Origin of the sequence: Rhodococcoides corynebacterioides NBRC 14404 (genome assembly GCF_001894765.1) — a bacterium.
GTDB classification, from domain to species: domain Bacteria; phylum Actinomycetota; class Actinomycetes; order Mycobacteriales; family Mycobacteriaceae; genus Rhodococcoides; species Rhodococcoides corynebacterioides.
The window spans coordinates 203,510-220,118 of record NZ_BCWV01000004.1; the positions used below are offsets into that span (position 1 = coordinate 203,510).

15 protein-coding genes are annotated in these 16,609 nt (G+C 71.8%); 4 read left to right on the forward strand and 11 right to left on the reverse strand.

Annotated elements, in window-relative coordinates; all coding sequences use genetic code 11:
- Window position 1: 1 nt before the first annotated feature.
- Together gatA and gatC are read right to left on the reverse strand one after the other, a co-directional pair.
- On the reverse strand, window positions 2-1,483 hold the full coding sequence (gatA, locus tag RC2_RS10280; RefSeq protein WP_068145487.1) for an Asp-tRNA(Asn)/Glu-tRNA(Gln) amidotransferase subunit GatA: 1,482 nt from the start codon (window positions 1,481-1,483) through the stop codon (window positions 2-4).
- On the reverse strand, window positions 1,480-1,806 hold the full coding sequence (gatC, locus tag RC2_RS10285) for an Asp-tRNA(Asn)/Glu-tRNA(Gln) amidotransferase subunit GatC (protein ID WP_068145489.1): 327 nt from the start codon (window positions 1,804-1,806) through the stop codon (window positions 1,480-1,482). The genes gatA and gatC overlap by 4 nt, the downstream gene beginning before the upstream one ends.
- A gap of 96 nt (window positions 1,807-1,902) precedes the next feature.
- On the opposite strand from gatC, the gene RC2_RS10290 reads away from it, so the two are divergent.
- A complete protein-coding gene (locus RC2_RS10290) occupies window positions 1,903-2,553 on the forward strand; it encodes an ACT domain-containing protein (RefSeq protein WP_068145523.1) in 651 nt (216 codons plus the stop codon).
- Here the strand turns inward: RC2_RS10290 and ligA are convergent.
- The 8 genes from ligA to RC2_RS10330 all read right to left on the reverse strand — a co-directional run bounded on the left by ligA (window position 2,521) and on the right by RC2_RS10330 (window position 11,942).
- Entirely contained in the window at window positions 2,521-4,653 is a 2,133-nt protein-coding gene (gene ligA, locus RC2_RS10295) for an NAD-dependent DNA ligase LigA (RefSeq protein ID WP_068145493.1), read from the reverse strand. The two genes, RC2_RS10290 and ligA, sit on opposite strands and share 33 nt — an antisense overlap.
- An 87-nt stretch (window positions 4,654-4,740) precedes the next feature.
- Entirely contained in the window at window positions 4,741-5,775 is a 1,035-nt protein-coding gene (locus RC2_RS10300; RefSeq protein ID WP_068145495.1) for a uroporphyrinogen decarboxylase/cobalamine-independent methonine synthase family protein, read from the reverse strand.
- Window positions 5,772-6,917 (reverse strand): tRNA 2-thiouridine(34) synthase MnmA, encoded by a 1,146-nt coding sequence (gene mnmA / locus RC2_RS10305; RefSeq protein WP_068145497.1) that lies wholly within the window; start codon window positions 6,915-6,917, stop codon window positions 5,772-5,774. Before mnmA ends, RC2_RS10300 begins: the two co-directional genes overlap by 4 nt.
- An 8-nt stretch (window positions 6,918-6,925) precedes the next feature.
- Entirely contained in the window at window positions 6,926-8,149 is a 1,224-nt protein-coding gene (locus RC2_RS10310; protein WP_068145500.1) for a cysteine desulfurase family protein, read from the reverse strand.
- Between the two features lie 51 nt (window positions 8,150-8,200).
- Window positions 8,201-9,082 (reverse strand): lysophospholipid acyltransferase family protein, encoded by an 882-nt coding sequence (locus RC2_RS10315; RefSeq protein ID WP_068145526.1) that lies wholly within the window; start codon window positions 9,080-9,082, stop codon window positions 8,201-8,203.
- Between the two features lie 11 nt (window positions 9,083-9,093).
- Entirely contained in the window at window positions 9,094-9,990 is an 897-nt protein-coding gene (locus RC2_RS10320; protein WP_082895360.1) for a GNAT family N-acetyltransferase, read from the reverse strand.
- Window positions 9,991-10,138: 148 nt separating this feature from the next.
- The gene (locus RC2_RS10325) at window positions 10,139-11,095 is read right to left on the reverse strand and encodes an electron transfer flavoprotein subunit alpha/FixB family protein (protein ID WP_068145502.1); all 957 of its coding nucleotides are present in this window, start codon (window positions 11,093-11,095) and stop codon (window positions 10,139-10,141) included.
- Between the two features lie 46 nt (window positions 11,096-11,141).
- A complete protein-coding gene (locus RC2_RS10330) occupies window positions 11,142-11,942 on the reverse strand; it encodes an electron transfer flavoprotein subunit beta/FixA family protein (protein ID WP_068145505.1) in 801 nt (266 codons plus the stop codon).
- 245 nt (window positions 11,943-12,187) lie between these two features.
- Between RC2_RS10330 and RC2_RS10335 the strand changes: the two genes are divergently transcribed.
- Genes RC2_RS10335 through RC2_RS10345 form a run of 3 tightly spaced genes read left to right on the forward strand, consistent with a single transcriptional unit; the run spans window position 12,188 to window position 15,800 of the window.
- A complete protein-coding gene (locus RC2_RS10335) occupies window positions 12,188-12,973 on the forward strand; it encodes a class I SAM-dependent methyltransferase (RefSeq protein ID WP_068145507.1) in 786 nt (261 codons plus the stop codon).
- Window positions 12,974-13,002: 29 nt separating this feature from the next.
- Complete coding sequence (locus tag RC2_RS10340) at window positions 13,003-14,553, forward strand: 1,4-alpha-glucan branching protein domain-containing protein (RefSeq protein WP_068145532.1); 1,551 nt, start codon at window positions 13,003-13,005, stop codon at window positions 14,551-14,553.
- Window positions 14,550-15,800 carry a glycosyltransferase family 4 protein gene (locus tag RC2_RS10345; protein WP_072681373.1) on the forward strand — a complete coding sequence of 417 codons (1,251 nt, stop codon included), beginning with the start codon at window positions 14,550-14,552 and terminating at the stop codon, window positions 15,798-15,800. The genes RC2_RS10340 and RC2_RS10345 overlap by 4 nt, the downstream gene beginning before the upstream one ends.
- Here the strand turns inward: RC2_RS10345 and RC2_RS10350 are convergent.
- On the reverse strand, window positions 15,797-16,552 hold the full coding sequence (locus tag RC2_RS10350; RefSeq protein ID WP_068153430.1) for an acyltransferase: 756 nt from the start codon (window positions 16,550-16,552) through the stop codon (window positions 15,797-15,799). The two genes, RC2_RS10345 and RC2_RS10350, sit on opposite strands and share 4 nt — an antisense overlap.
- Window positions 16,553-16,609: the final 57 nt, after the last annotated feature.

Genomic DNA, 16,609 nt, shown 5'->3' on the forward strand with positions numbered 1-16,609 from the left:
GTCAGACGCCGGACGGGTGCGGGAACTCTCCTCGCGCGGCTTCGTACGCCGCGCCGACTCGATACAGCCGGTCGTCCGCGAGCGCCGGTGCCATGATCTGCAGGCCGACGGGCAGACCGTCGGCGAGACCGGACGGCACGGACATCGCCGGGTGGCCGGCGAGGTTGGTCGGCAGGGTGCAGAGGTCGTAGAGGTACATCGCGATCGGGTCGTCGACCTTCTCCCCCAACGGGAATGCCGTCGACGGGGTGGTCGGCGAGACCAGGACGTCGACCTTCTCGTAGGCCGCGTCGAAGTCCCGCGCGATGAGCGTACGGACCTTCAGCGCCTGGCCGTAGTAGGCGTCGTAGTACCCGGCCGAGAGAGCATAGGTCCCGATCATGATGCGGCGCTTGACCTCCGGGCCGAACCCGGCAGCCCGCGTCATCGCCATGACCTGCTCGGCGCTGTGCGTACCGTCGTCGCCGACCCGCAGTCCGTAGCGCATCGCGTCGAACCGGGCGAGGTTCGAGGACACCTCCGACGGGAGGATCAGGTAGTACGACGCGAGCGCGTGATCGAAGGAGGGGCAGGAGACCTCGACGACCTCCGCACCGAGCGAGGTGAGTACCTCCACGGCGGCATCGAACGAGGACAGCACGCCGGGCTGGTAGGCGTCGGAGTGCAACTCCTTCACCACACCGACACGCACACCACGCAGGTCACCGCTCGCACCGGCCCGCGCGGCCGCCACGACATCGGGAACGGCGGCCTGCAGCGAGGTGGAATCGCGCGGATCGTGACCGGCGATCACCTGGTGCAGCAACGCCGTGTCGAGCACCGTGCGGCCGCACGGCCCGCCCTGATCCAGCGACGACGCGCAGGCGATGAGGCCGTACCGCGAGACGCCGCCGTAGGTGGGCTTGCAGCCGACGGTGCCGGTGACCGCCGCCGGTTGACGAATCGAACCACCGGTGTCGGTGCCGATGGCCAGCGGCGCCTCGAAGGACGCGAGCGCCGCGGCGGACCCGCCGCCCGAGCCACCGGGGACGCGCGTGGTGTCCCACGGGTTGAGCGTGGGCCCGTAGGCGCTGTTCTCGGTCGAGGAGCCCATGGCGAACTCGTCCATGTTGGTCTTGCCCAGCAACGGGATTCCCGCCGCCCGCAGCGCGGTGGTCACCGTCGCGTCGTACGGCGAGCGCCACCCCTCGAGGATCTTGGATCCCGCCGTGGTCGGCATGTCGGTGGTCGTGAAGACGTCCTTGAGCGCCAACGGAACTCCCGCGAGCGGGGACGCGGGCTCGTCCCCCGCCGCGAGCGAGGCGTCGACGGCGCGGGCCGCGTCCAGGGCGGCGTCGTGCGCCACGTGCAGGAACGAGTGCAGGGTGCCGTCGACCTGATCGATGCGGTCGAGGTGCGCGCGTGTGACCTCCTCCGAGGACACCTCGCGCGAGCGGATCCGCTCGGCGAGATCGGCTGCCGTCAGGCGAATCAGATCGGTCACTGCTCTTCTCCCAGAATGCGCGGCACGGCGAACCGACCCTGTTCCGACGACGGCGCCTGATCCAGTGCGCCGTCCTGCCCGAGGCCCGGCACGACGACGTCGGGCCGGGTGACGTTGGTCACGGCAAGAGGATTCGCAGTGGGATCGATCGCGGTGGTGTCCACCTCCGACACCGCCTTCACGTGCCCGAGGATCGAGTCGAGTTGACCGGCGAACTCGTCGAGCTCGGCCTCGGTCAGGGCGAGGCGCGACAGGCGGGCCAGGTGGGCGACCTCGTCGCGCGAGATCGCGGCGCCGGGGGCTGTCCCTTCGGTGTCGGTCATGCGCCACAGCCTAGTTCCCGGCCTACGTTCCGTCGGAGCCGCGCCCCGCGGTGCGGGTGAGTCGTGAGGTCGGGCGGGCAGTGACAGGATGTGCGCGTGACCTACCTCCTGCGCGTCAAGCTCCCCGACCGCCCCGGCAGTCTGGGCTCGCTCGCCGTGGCCCTGGGCTCGGTGGGTGCCGACATCCTCTCGCTCGACGTGGTGGAGCGAGGCCACGGCTACGCCGTAGACGATCTCGTCGTCGACACCGCGCCCGGCTCGCTGCCGGACACCCTCATCACCGCCGCCGAGCAGCTGTCCGGGGTGACCGTCGACGCCATTCGTCCCTACGCCGGCGTGCTGGACACCCATCGCGAACTCGAACTGATCGACCGCGTGGCTGCGGCCCACGACGACCGTCTGCAGACCCTCGTGGACGGGGCGCCGCGCGTGCTCCGGGTGGGGTGGAGCGTCGTGGTGGCCGCCACGGAGACCGGCACCACCACGGTCGTGGAGAGTTCCGGCGCACCCGAGATCCGGGCGCAGTCGATGCCGTGGCTGCCCCTCGAGAACGCACGCACCCTCGACGGCGACCGGGACGGGTTGCCGCAGTCGTGGCGCGACATGGACACCTGCGTGGCCGCGGCACCGCTGGGATCGACCGGCCGCGCCCTGGTGCTCGGCCGCCCCGGTGGGCCCGACTTCCGTCCCTCCGAGGTGGCCCGACTCGGCTACCTAGCCGGCATCGTCGCCACCGTGCTCGGCTGACTCGCCGTCGGCGGCGAGGGCCGACGCGGCGTCGGGCCCCTGCTCGAGCAGGACGGTGAAGCCGGCCTCGTCGAGTACGGGGACGCCGAGTTGCACCGCCTTGTCGTGCTTGGACCCCGGTGACTCCCCGACCACCACGAAGGCCGTCTTCTTCGACACCGACGACGCCGCTTTGCCACCGCGGGCCAGGATCGCCTCCTTGGCGTCGTCCCGGCTGTAGCGCTCCAGCGACCCGGTGACCACGATCGACATCCCCTCGAGGTTGCGCTCGATGGACTCGTCGCGCTCGTCCTCCATGCGCACGCCCGCCGCGGCCCACTTGTCCACGATGGCGCGGTGCCAGTCGACGTCGAACCACTCGACGACGGCCCGCGCGATGGTGGGACCGACGCCGTCGGCCGCGGCGAGGTCCTCCTCCGACGCCGAGCGCACGGCCTCGAGGCTGCCGAACCGCGACGCCAGCGCACGGGCCGCCGTCGGTCCCACGTGGCGGATGGACAGACCCACCAGCACCCGCCAGAGCGGCTGATCCTTGGCGCGTCCGAGGTTGTCGAGCAACCGGCGGCCGTTGGCGGAGAGGGCACCGGCCTTGGTGCGGAAGAGATCGGTACGGGTCAACGAGTCCTCGGTCAGATCGAACAGATCGCCCTCGTCCTCGATCACCCCGGCGGCGAGGAGTGCGGTGGCGGCCTCGTACCCGAGCACCTCGATGTCGAACGCCCCGCGACCGGCCACGTGGAAGACACGCTCACGGAGCTGCGCCGGGCACGAGCGAGAGTTGGGGCACCGGATGTCGGCGTCGCCCTCCTTCGACGGGGCGAGCTCCGTGCCGCATTCCGGGCAGTGCGTCGGCATGACGAACTCCCGCTCGTCCCCGGTGCGGGTGTCGACCACCGGACCGAGAACCTCCGGAATGACCTCTCCCGCTTTGCGAATGACGACCGTGTCCCCGATCAGCACGCCCTTGCGCTTGACCTCGGAGGCATTGTGCAGAGTGGCCAACGACACGGTGGACCCCGCGACGAAGACGGGCTCCATGAACGCGAAGGGAGTGACGCGGCCGGTACGACCGACGTTGACCCGGATGTCGAGCAGCGTGGTGGTGGCCTCCTCCGGCGGGTACTTGAACGCGATGGCCCAGCGCGGCGCACGGGAGGTGTTGCCCAGCCGTCGGTGCAGCGCCATCCGGTCGACCTTGACCACCAGACCGTCGATCTCGTGCTCGACGTCGTGCCGATGCGTGCCCCAGTACTCCATGCGCTCGACCACCTCGTCCGCGCCGTGCGCCACGACGGTGTGCGACGACACGGGCAGCCCCCAGGCCGCCAACGCGTCGTACGCCGCGGACTGGGTGGCGGGTTCGAACCCCTCGAGCCGGCCGAAGCCGTGGCAGATCATGCCGAGGCGTCTGCGAGCGGTCACCGCGGGATTCTTCTGTCGCAGCGACCCGGCCGCGGAGTTGCGCGGGTTGGCGAACGGCGCCTTGCCCTGCTCGACCAGCGAGGCGTTCAGCGCCTCGAAATCGCCGAGCCGGAAGAAGACCTCACCGCGCACCTCGAGCAGCGACGGAACCGGGAATTCCTCGGTGCCGGTGAGAGTCTCGGGAATGTCGTCGATGGTGCGGGCATTGAGGGTGACGTCCTCCCCCGTCCGGCCGTCTCCTCGGGTGGCCGCGCGCTCGAGAACGCCGTTGCGGTACACCAGATTCAGGGCCACACCGTCGATCTTCACCTCGCACAGGTAGGCCAGATCGGCCCCGGCTTCGGCCTCGACCCGGCCGATCCAGGCACGGAGCTCGTCGACGTCGAAGACGTTGTCCAAGGACAACATTCGCTCCAGGTGGTCGACGGCCGTGAAGTCGGTCTCGAATCCGCCGCCCACCAGCTGGGTCGGCGAATCCGGCGTCCGCAGCTCCGGGTACCGCTCCTCGAGGTCCTGCAGCCGCCGCAGCAGCGCATCGAACTGCCCGTCCGAGATGGTCGGTGCGTCCCGCACGTAGTAGCGGAACTGGTGACCGCGGATCTCCTCGGCCAACTCCTGCCACTGCGCGATCACCTCGGCACTCGCGGGCGCCGACGGTGTGGGCTGATTCTCCGTCACTCCCGAAGACTATCGGAGGGCACCGACACCCCCGGTGACCTGCGGTCGGGGCACGGTGACCTTCGGTCGGGGCACGGTGACCTGCGGTCAGAGGGCGGCGGGATCCTCCGCGAACGCCGTCGCGACGTCCCGCACCACCGTGAGCGCACGCCGGGCCCACCCCGCCGAGGCTCCGGCGAGCCCGCACGCCGGCGACACCGCCACCCGATCGGTGAGGACGGAGCGCGGGAAGCCCAGACGATCGATCAGCTCGACCGCGGGCCGGGCCGCGTCCTTCCAGGTCGGCTCGCGCACACCCGGCGCCGGATCGATTCCCGGCAGGATGCCGAGCACGGCGACACCCCCGGCATCGAGGTAGGCCCCGAGGGCGTCGTACCGCGCGGGGCGGACCAGGGACACGTCGAACGCGACGGCATGAACCCCGGCGCGGGCGAAGATCTCGAAGGGCACGTCCTCGGCGCAGGAATGCACGATCACCGGACGTCCGAGCCGGCTCAGCACGGCGGTGAACCGCTCGGCCACGTCGGGTGCGGGAACGGCGGGCACTCGTTCGAGGCTCGTCTGGCCGATGAGCGTGCCGGCCAGCACCGCGTCCAGGCGCGGTTCGTCGAGTTGCACGACGACGTCGGCCCCGAGACGTCGAGCCACCTCGTCGGCGTGTGCGGCCACCCCTTCGGCGAGGGAATCGGCCACGTCGCGTGCGGCACCGGGATCGGTCAGCACCCGGCGGCCGCGGGCGAGCAGGACGTCCGCGGCGAGCGTGTACGGCCCGGCGGCCTGCACCTTCACGGTGCGCCCCGTTCCCCGCAGGCCGGCGAGCTCCCACTTCTCCTCGAGCACGTCGAGGTCCTCGGCGAGCAGGTCGCGGGCCCGCCGAGCGGTGCCGTTCCGGCCACCGGCCAGCCGATATCCCGTGGTCGACACGTCGAGGTCGAGATCGACCAGCAGCGCTCCGGTCCGGCCGACGGTGTCGGCGCCGAGGCCGCGGGCGGGCAGTTCCACCACGTGGGGCAGGTCCGGGAGTTCGCCGACCACCGTCGTCACGGCCTCGCCGACATCGGTCCCCGGCCACGATCCGATGCCCGTGGCCCGGCCGGCCACGGGTGCGGTGGGGGTGGTCACTCGGCCGGTCGATCGCCGACGAGTGCCGGCCGCTCGGATACCGTGCCCGCGACGGCGGGCCGCTCGGTGACCGTGCCCGCGATGGTGCCGCTGCCGATCACGACGTCACCGGCGGGGTCGGGACGGTAGAGCACGGCGGCCTGCCCGCGCGCCACCCCGGTGAGCGGGGTGTGGAGGGTGATCTCGACGGCGTCCTCGGTCACCCGCGCGGTCGCCGGGGCGGTCCCGCCGTGGGCGCGCACCTGCACGACGCAGTCGATGTCGCCGACGGGCGCGTCACCGGAGGTCCACACGGGTGCCGCTGCGGTGATGCCGTGGACGTTCAGCCGCTCCGCCGACCCGACGCGCACCGTGCCCGTCTCCGGCTCGATCGCGGTGACGTACCGCGGCTTGCCGTCCGGAGCCGGACCCGGCAGTCCGAGCCCCTTGCGCTGCCCGACGGTGAAGCCGTGCACGCCGTCGTGTTCGCCGAGCGTGTCCCCGGTCTCCGCGTCGACCAGGGCGCCGGGCCGGATACCGATGCGAGCACCCAGGAAAGCCCGGGTGTCGCCGGAGGGGATGAAGCAGATGTCGTGACTGTCGGGCTTGTCCGCGACGGCGAGACCGCGCGCCGCGGCCTCTTCGCGCACCTGCGCCTTGGGTGTGTCCCCGATCGGGAACAGCGACCGCGAGAGCTGGCGGGCGGTGAGCACGCCGAGCACGTAGGACTGGTCCTTGTCGGCGTCGACGGCCCGCCGCAGCACCCCGTCCTCGAGGCGGGCGTAATGGCCGGTGGCCACCGCGTCGAACCCGAGCGCCTCGGCCCGGTCGGCGAGGGCAGCGAACTTGATCTTCTCGTTGCACCGCAGGCACGGGTTGGGGGTCTCGCCGGCGGCGTAGGCCGCGACGAAGTCGTCGATGACGTCCTCCCGGAAGCGCTCCGCGAAGTCCCAGACGTAGAACGGGATTCCGAGCACGTCCGCGGCACGACGGGCGTCGCCGGCGTCCTCCTTCGAACAGCATCCGCGCGACCCGGTTCGGAGAGTGCCCGGCGCCGTGGACAGCGCCAGGTGGACGCCGACCACGTCGTGTCCGGCGTCGACCGCCCGTGCGGCGGCCACGGCGGAATCGACTCCGCCGCTCATGGCAGCGAGAACTCGCATCGTTCGTCCTAACCTCGGGATCGACCGGACGACGCCATGCCGGCGGCCCGGGCTCGCTCGACCACCCGCGGCAGCGCGGCGAGTGCGGCATCGACGTCGGCGTCGGTGGTGGTGTAGCCCAACGAGAATCGCAGGGAGCCCCGCGCGTCGTCGGGATCGACGCCCATCGCCAGCAGCACGTGCGACGGGCGGGGAACGCCGGCCGTGCAGGCCGACCCGGTGGAGCACTCGATGCCGGCGGCGTCGAGCAGCATCAGCAGTGAATCGCCTTCGCAACCCCGGAAGGTGACGTGGACGTTGCCGGGCAGGCGGCGTTCTCCGGCGGCGCCGTTGATGCGCGCGTCGGGGATCGCGGCCACGATGCCGTCGGCGAATCGGTCCCGCAGTGCGCTCAGGCGAGCCTCGGTGTTCGGGCGGTCCGCCACGGCCACCGCCAGCGCCGCGGCCATCCCCACGGCACCGGCGACGTCGGGAGTGCCCGAGCGCACGTCGCGCTCCTGGCCACCGCCGTGCAGCAGCGGCTCGCACGCCACGGACCGGCCCAGCAGCAAGGCGCCCACGCCCTGCGGGCCGCCGAACTTGTGCGCGGCGATGGACAGGGCGGACAGGCCACTCGCGGCGAAATCGACCACGCGACTCCCGACCGCCTGGACCGCATCACTGTGCATCGGGACGTCGAACTCGGCCGCGACGGCCGCGAGCTCGGCGATCGGCATGACGGTGCCGACCTCGTTGTTCGCCCACATGATGCTGACGACGGCGACCTCGTCGGCATGGTCCTCGAGAACGCGGCGCAGTGCGGCGGGCGTGACGGTGCCGTCGGCCTCCACCGGCAGCCAGGTGACGGATGCGCCCTCGTGCCGTTCGAGCCACTCGACGGCGTCCAGCACCGCGTGGTGCTCGACGGCACTGGTGACCACGCGGGTGCGACGAGGATCCGCCGCACGTCGGGCCCAGAAGATGCCCTTGACCCCCAGGTTGTCGGACTCGGTGCCGCCGGAGGTGAAGATCACCTCGGACGGGCGAGCGCCCAGGGCCGCCGCGACGGACTCCCGCGACTCCTCGACGCGGCGCCGCGCGCCCCGACCCGATCCGTGGAGGGAGGACGCGTTGCCGCGGGTGCCGAACACGTCGACCATCGCCTCGATCGCAGCCGGGACCATCGGAGTGGTGGCGGCGTGATCGAGGTAGACCGTGGGCCGCGCGGGGCGCGACGAACCGGGATCCGTCATGACGGCGACCAGTTTAGCCGCTACCGCGGGTGCCGCCGCGCGTGCCGATTCTCACCCGGCGCGCAGGGCCTCCCCGTGAGGAGCAGCGACGCGATCGACACCGACCGCGGGAACCCGACGCGCGACGACGCGCAGCGGCGGGACGGCGGTGACGTCGCCTGCTCCGCGCACCGACCGTTCGGCCCGGCGGGCGAGGTCGCGTCGGTCGCCGCCGATCGCGTCGAGGTCGGCGCCGGTGACGACCTCCGCGCGGACTCCCTTCAGGCGCAGGATGCGCGACATCGACTCTCCGATTCCTTCGGCCCCGACGAAGGCGGTGGCGGTGCTCGGCGCACCCGTCCGCTCCCGGTAGGCAATGCCGACCGGGCGCACGGTCGCTCCGGTGTCGACGGCGGCCTGGAACAGGGCGGGGCGGAAGCGGCCGTAGGCCGTCCCGCACCAGGTGGTGCCCTCGGGGAAGACGACGACGGTCGCCCCGCCCCGGAGTGCGTCCTTCACCTCGTCGACGGTGTCGGGCAGGGTGCGCAGACGGTCTCGCGCGATGGGAATCACCTTGACGATGCGCGCCAGTAGGCCGAGGACGGGCCAGTCGACCAGGTCGGCGCGCGCGACGAACCGGCACGGGAAGCACGCGGCCAGGACCAGGATGTCGGTCCAGGAGACGTGGTTCGCGACGACCAGGGTGCCGACACCCGCGTCGGCCGGCCGGCCCACCCGTCGGTCGAGACCGATGCCGAGCGCGGCGAGCAGTCCACGGGCCCCGAGACGGGCGGCGGCGCGGCGGCCCGGCGCCGGCAGCACACGGCCGGCGAGCAGGAGCGGGAACACCAGCAGGAGCAGCGCGATCAGGACGCAGCGCACCACGACGCGCAGGGCGCCGGCAGTGGCCACCGGCGCGGTGCGGCATCCGGTGCCGCACGGGCTGGCCGGCATCCAGGCGTGCGTCACCGGTCGCCGCCGGTCGTCGGGGTGCGTTCCGGCACCGCACCGGCCGCCGAGCGCAGCCGATCGAGGTACCGCACGTTGGCGTCGGCCATGTGCAGCAGCGCGACGAAGTCCGCCACCCCGAACTCGGGGTCGTGCGCGGGTTCGCCGCAGATCGACGCGCCCATGCGCAGATAGCCGCGCAGCAGCGGCGGCACCGTCGTCCGTGCCGGCGGTGCGATGTCCTGCAGGTCCACCCCGTCCACCCGCACCGGCGTGCGCGGATACGCACGTCGGGCGCTGCGGTGCCGCGCCGACACCAGGTCGCGGACCCCGCGCACGTGCGCTCCGACGGGCGCACCGTCACCGAGGTCCATGGGCACCGAGACGCATCCCATCACGCGGTCGTGGCCCCCCAGGTCGAGATAGCGCAGGATGCCCGACCACATCAACGCGAGCACGGCTCCGCTGCGGTGCTCGCGGTCGACGCAGGCGCGGCCCATCTCGACGGTGCCGAGCTCGAAGGCGCGCAATTCGCTGATGTCGAACTCGGTGGCGGTGTAGTAGCCGCCGGCGCGCTCCGCGCCGGCGGGAGTGAGCATCCGGTAGCAGCCGACGACGGCGTCGGTCTCGTTCTCCACGACCAGCAGGTGATCGCAGTGCTCGTCGTACCGGTCGACGTCGAGGCCGTCGGCGAAGGACGCCGCGGCGAAACCGGGTTCGGAGCCGAAGACGTCGGCTCGGAGTCGTTGGGCTGCCCTGGCGTGGTCCGGGGAGGCGCCGACGAGGAGGGAGTAGTGCCGATCCGCGAGCAGCACTCGCGTGTCGGGTACCGCGAGCAGAGCTCGCGGAGCGGGTGCTGCGAGCAGCGCTCGGGGGTCGGATGGTGACGTCGTCGAGATCGATCGAACGGTCATGGCCCGAATCTGTCGCGCCCGAACGTCCGTGCGGCCACACCCGCGTGCCGTGTTCGTGGCAGCTACGTGACCATTCGTGAAACGAGCCGGGCCCCGTCACCGTGAACTGGTGACGGGGCCCGGCCCGAGGTGCGAACCGCGGGGGCGGTCAGCCCTTGCGCTTCTTGACCGCCTCGGTCAGCTGGGGTGCGACGTCGAACAGGTCGCCCACCACGCCGTAGTCGGCGATCTCGAAGATGGGGGCTTCCTCGTCCTTGTTGACCGCGACGATGGTCTTGGACGTCTGCATGCCGGCGCGGTGCTGGATCGCGCCGGAGATGCCGAGGGCGACGTAGAGCTGCGGGGAGACGGTCTTACCCGTCTGACCCACCTGGAACTGGCCGGGGTAGTAACCGGAGTCGACGGCGGCGCGGGAGGCGCCGACGGCAGCACCGAGCGAGTCGGCGAGCTCCTCGACCACGGAGAACTTGTCGGCGCTGCCGACACCGCGGCCACCGGAGACGACGACGGACGCCTCGGTGAGTTCCGGACGATCGCCACCGACGATCGGGTCACGCGAGACGACGCGGACCACGGCCTCTTCCTGGGCCGGAACCTCGACGTCGACACGCTCGCCTGCGCCGGCCTGCGGCTCCGCCTCGATCGCACCGGGGCGGACCGAGATGACCGGCACGTCGCCGTTGGTCTTGGCCTCGACGGTGAACGCGCCACCGAAGATCGAGTAGGTGGCGGACTTGTCGGCGCTGACCGACACGACGTCCTGGTGGAGACCGGCGCCGAGGCGAGCGGCCAGACGTCCGGCCACCTCCTTGCCCTCGATGCCGCCGGAGGTGATGATCGCGGCGGGCGACGCGGACTCGGCGAGCGAGGCGAGCACGTCGACCTTGGGGGTGACGAGGAAGCCGTCGACGGCGTCGGACTCCGCGACGTAGATCTTGGCCGCGCCGGCCTCGGCGAGCGCGTCGGCGATCTTGTCGGTGGTGCCGGGCGCGCCGGTGACGACCGCGGCGGGTTCACCGAGAACCCGTGCGGCGGTGATGAGTTCGGTGGTGACCTTCTTCAGTGCCCCGTCGGCGTGTTCGACGAGGACCAGTACCTCTGCCATGTGACTGACTCTCCTGTGGTTCGGGTCGGGCGGTGGACGGGGGTGACTAGATGATCTTCTGCGAGACCAGGTAGTCGGCGACCTTGGTGCCGCCGTCGCCCTCGTCGGTCACTCGCTCGCCGGCCGTCTTGGGGGGCTTGGGGGTGACGGTGGTGACCGTGGTGCCGGCGTTGTCCACGCCGACCGTCTCGGGCTCGACGCCGATGTCGGCGAGGGTGAGCACCTGCACGGTCTTCTTCTTCGCGGCCATGATGCCCTTGAAGGACGGGAACCGCGGCTCGTTGATCTTCTCGGTGACCGAGACGATGGCGGGGAGCTCGGCCTCGAGGCCGAAGACACCTTCGTCGGTCTCGCGCTCGCCGGAGACCTTGCCGTCGGCGACGACGAGCTTGCGCATCTGCGTCAACTGCGGGATGCCCAGGTACTCGGCGATGATGGCGGGGACCGCACCGATGCGGCCGTCGGTGGCCTCGTTGCCGGCGATGACCAGGTCGGCGGCCTCACCGTTCTCGAACTCGACCTGGCCCAGCGCGGCGGCCAGGGCCCAGGCGGTCTGGATGGCGTCCGATCCGTGCATGGCGGGATCGTTGACGTGGACGGCGCTGTCGGCGCCCATCGACAGGGCCTTGCGGATGGCCTCGGTGGCGCGGTCGGGGCCGGCCGACAGAACCTTGACCTCGCCGCCGTCGCGCTCCTTGATGAGCAGCGCTTCCTCGACCGCACGCTCGTTGATCTCGTCCAGCACGGCGTCCGCGGCCTCGCGGTCCAGCGTGTAGTCGCCGTCGGAGAGTTTGCGCTCGGACCACGTGTCCGGGACCTGCTTGATCAGTACGACGATGTTCGTCATGGGTCTGCGTCGACCTCCTGTGTCGTGTGGGTGACGATCCGGTCCGATCACTACTCACCGGTAGCTCGGCGATGGGCGCCCGACGTTCCCGGTGCGTGCGGTGGGTGCTCGCGCATCCGGCCGCTGTGACGTGGACGTTACCCCATCGAGGGTTACTGATCGGTAACTTACTCCGCCGTCAGATTTTTTCAACCCCTCCTCCCCACCTGTTCGGGTGTGTCGCGTCACGAACTACTCTCGCCCGGATGAACGACGCGACACCGGCAGCGCCGACCCCGAGCGGAGACCCCCTTCCGCTCACGGGCGAACGAACGGTTCCGGGGATCGCCGAGGAGAACTACTGGTTCCGACGCCACGAGGTCGTCTACCGGGACATCGCCCCGCGGTGCGCAGGACGCACGGTCCTCGAGGCGGGTCCCGGCGAGGGCTACGGGGCGGCGATGATCGCCGAGTCGGCGCGACGGGTGCTCGGCGTCGACTACGACGTCGCCGCCGCCGACCACATCGCCGTTCGCTACCCCGCGGTCGACATCGTCCGTGGCAACCTCGTCGACCTGCCCGTCGCCGACGGCGCGATGGACGTCGTCGTCACCCTGCAGGTGATCGAGCATCTCTGGGACCAGGACCGCTTCGTCCGGGAGTGTCGTCGGGTCCTGGTCCCGGGCGGCGTGCTGATCATGAGTACGCCCAACCGCATCACCTTCTCCCCCGGCCGGGACACCCCGCTGAATCCGTTCCACACCCGTGAACTCGACCCCGTCGAGCTAGGCGAGCTCGTCGTCACCGCCGGGTTCGAGGTGGAGTCGCTCACCGGGGTCCGGCACGGGCCCACCCTGCAGGAACTCGACCGTCGGCACGGTGGCTCCTTCGTCGACGCGCAGATCGACCGTGCCCTGGCCGGCGAACCGTGGCCCGACGACCTCACTCGGGACGTCGCGGGCATCGACGTCGGCGACTTCGCCCTGACCCCCGACGACCTCGACGCGAGCCTCGACCTGGTGATCGTCGCGCGCGCCCCGCTCGCTCCGTGACCGAGGCCGGCACGGGGCAGGTACCCGGGATGTTCGCCCTGGTGCTGCACTCCCATCTGCCGTGGCTGCCCCATCACGGCCGGTGGCCGGTCGGTGAGGAGTGGCTCTACCAGTCGTGGGCCGGCTCCTACCTGCGGGTGGTGGACGTGCTGCGGCGGCTGTCGGCGGAGGGTCGCACCGATCTGCTGACCCTGGGCATCACACCGGTCCTCGCCGCCCAACTCGACGATCCGCACGCCCTCGACGGCATGCACCACTGGCTGGGCAACTGGTCACTGCGCGCCGCCGAGGCGGCGACGTCACGGGACGCCGACCGCCGGGAGGCGGGTCGACGCGAGTACCGCGAGGCCGGACGCGCTCTCGCCGAGTTCGAGACCCGATGGCGTCACGGCGCGTCGCCCGTGCTGCGTCGCCTGGTCGACGATCGTGCCGTCGAACTGCTGGGCGGTCCTCTGATGCACCCGTTCCAGCCGCTGCTCGATCCACGACTGCGAACGTTCTCGCTGGCCGAGGGATTGCGCGACGGCGCTCGACGCCTGGGCCGACGCGCCGACGGAATCTGGGCGCCGGAGTGCGCCTTCACCGCCGGGATGGAGCAGGACTACGCGGCGGCCGGGGTGAGTCATTTCCTGGTCGACGGACCCGCTCTGCGCGGCGACACCACGCTCGGTCGGCCCGTCGGCGACACCGACGTGGTCGCGTTCGGGCGGGACCTCCCGGTCAGCTACCGCGTGTGGTCGCCGAAGTCCGGCTACCCCGGCCACGCCGCGTACCGCGACTTCCACACCTACGACCACGGCACCGGCCTCAAGATCGTGCGCGTCACCGGGCGGACCGTCGCCGGTCCGGACAAGGCCCCCTACGCCCCGGATCTCGCCGCCGCGGCCCTGCAGGACCACGTCCGTGACTTCGTCGACGTGGTCCGGGGCCGACTCCACGACGAGCACGCGCGCACCGGACGTCCCGCGCTGGTGACGGCGGCCTTCGACACCGAGCTGTTCGGACACTGGTGGCACGAGGGCCCCGAGTGGCTCGAGGCCGTCCTGCGCGCCCTCCCCGAGGCCGGGGTGCGGGTGGGCACGCTGACCGCCGCCCGGACGGCCGGGTTCGTCGGCGAGCCGACGGACCTGCCGAACACGTCGTGGGGATCCGGGAAGGACTGGCGAGTCTGGGCCGGGGACCCGGTGCAGGACCTGGTGCGCCTCAACGCGGAGGTGACGGCCACCGCCCTGCAGGCGGTCGACGCCGTCGATGCCCGCGGCCCCGCCGAGACCGCCGGACGGGACCGGACCGCCGATCAGATCCTGCGCGAGGCGCTGCTGACCGTGTCGAGCGACTGGGCGTTCATGGTGAGCAAGGACTCCGCCGCGCAGTACGCCCGCGATCGCGCGCACGAGCACGCTCATGCCGTCCGGGAGATCGCCGCCGCGCGCACGGCGGGACGACCGGACGTCGCCGCCGGGCTCGCCGCCGGGTGGAACGCCGCCGACGGGCTGTTTCCCGACCTCGATGCCCGTAGGCTCCCGACGAGCGATGCCCCGGCCGGAGGGGTCACGGGTCGTCGGGAAGGGGTGCGATGAGAGTCCTGCTGGTCTCCTGGGAGTACCCGCCCGTCGTCGTCGGGGGACTCGGGCGTCACGTGCACCATCTCGCGACCGAACTCGCCGCCGCGGGCCACGAGGTGGTGGTTCTCGCCCGTCGGCCCACGGGCACCGACGGCTCCACCCACCCCACCGAGGCCGTCGTGGCCGACGGAGTGCTGGTGGTGGCGGTCGCCGAGGACCCGGCGCACTTCGCGTTCGGCGTGGACATGATCGAGTGGACCCTCGCGCTGGGTCACGCGATGGTCCGGGCCGGACTCGCCCTGTCGAAGCCGGGCGTCGGCGAGGGGTGGGTTCCCGACGTCGTCCACGCCCACGACTGGCTCGTCGCGCACCCCGCGATCGCCCTCGCCGAGTTCTTCGACGTGCCCCTGGTCACCACCTTCCACGCCACCGAGGCCGGTCGACACAGCGGCTGGGTGTCGGGCCGAGTGAACCGGCAGGTCCACTCGATCGAGTGGTGGCTCGCGCAGGAGTCCGACGCGGTGATCACCTGCTCCGCATCGATGGACGACGAGGTGGCTCGCCTCTTCGCCCCACCCGGCCCGATGCACGTGGTGCGCAACGGGATCGACACCTCCACCTGGACGTTCCGCCCCCATGGACCGACCGGCTGCCCACCCGCCCTGCTCTACGTGGGCCGGCTCGAATACGAGAAGGGCGTGCAGGACCTGATCGCCGCCCTCCCCCGCCTCCGCCGGACCCACCCCGGCACGACCCTCACGATCGTCGGCGACGGCACCCAGCGGGACCACCTGATCGAACTCGCCCGCGCGCATCGCGTGCGGCGATCCGTCGTCTTCGCCGGCTCCGCCGATCACGACGGCGTGCTGGCCCACCTGCACCGGGCCGACGTTCTCGTCCTCCCCAGCCGGTACGAGCCGTTCGGCATCATCGCGCTCGAAGGCGCCGCGGCCGGCATCCCCGTGGTGGCCTCGACCGCGGGCGGACTGGGCGAAGCCGTCACCGACGGGGTCACCGGTCGCTCCTTCGCCCCCGGCGACGTGGCCGCACTGGCCGCCGCGGTCCGCCGCTCGCTGGACGAGCCGGAGCGCACCCGCACGCTCGTCGACGCCGCCCGCGATCGCCTCACCGCGGACTTCGCGTGGTCGACGGTCGCCCGTGAGACCGCCACGATCCTCGCCGCCGCGAAGCGCCGCGTCCGCACCCCGTACGCGCGACCGCACGTCGTCGAACGGCCACTGCTGGAACGGGATTCGAGCTAGTCCGGCAGGTCGGTGGTCCCGGCCGCCTTCTTGCGGGCGATGTCCTCGAGCGCGGCCACGTACTGCGCGCGGTCGGCCGCGCCCGCCTCCCAGTCCGCCTTCCGGTTGCGCACCACCCGAGCCGGGGCACCCACGGCGATCCCGTAGTCGGGCACGTGACCCTTGACCACCGCATGGGCCCCGAGCACGCATCCGCGGCCGACGACGGTCTCCCGCAGCACCGTCACCTTGGCGGCGATCCACGTGTCGGGTCCGATCCGCACCGGTGACTTCACGATGCCCTGGTCCTTGATCGGGACGGTGACGTCCTCGGTGCGGTGGTCGAAGTCGCAGATGTAACACCAGTCGGCGACCAGGGTGGACGCGCCGATCTCGATGTCGAGGTAGGTGTTGACCACGTTGTCCTTGCCGAAGACGACCTTGTCGCCGATACGCAGTGACCCTTCGTGACAGCGCAGCGCGTTGCCGTCGCCGATGTGCACCCATCGCCCGATCTCGAGGCGGGCCAGTTCCGGGGTCGCGTGGATCTCGACGTTCCTGCCCAGGAACACCATGCCGCGCAGAACGACGTGCGGATTGGCGGCCTTGAACTTCGCCAGGCGGTAGTAGCGCACCAGGTACCAGGGCGTGTACGCCTTGTGGGCGAGGACCCAGCGCAGCGACGCGAGGGTCAGGAATCGGGCCTGCTCGGGGTCGCGTCGTCGCGACCCGCGCCACCGCGACCGCAGTGGGGCGTTCCACATGCTCGTCATGACCGGTCACCCTAATCGGCGCCGATCGACGCACCGCACGGACGGGCCGCGCCGCGG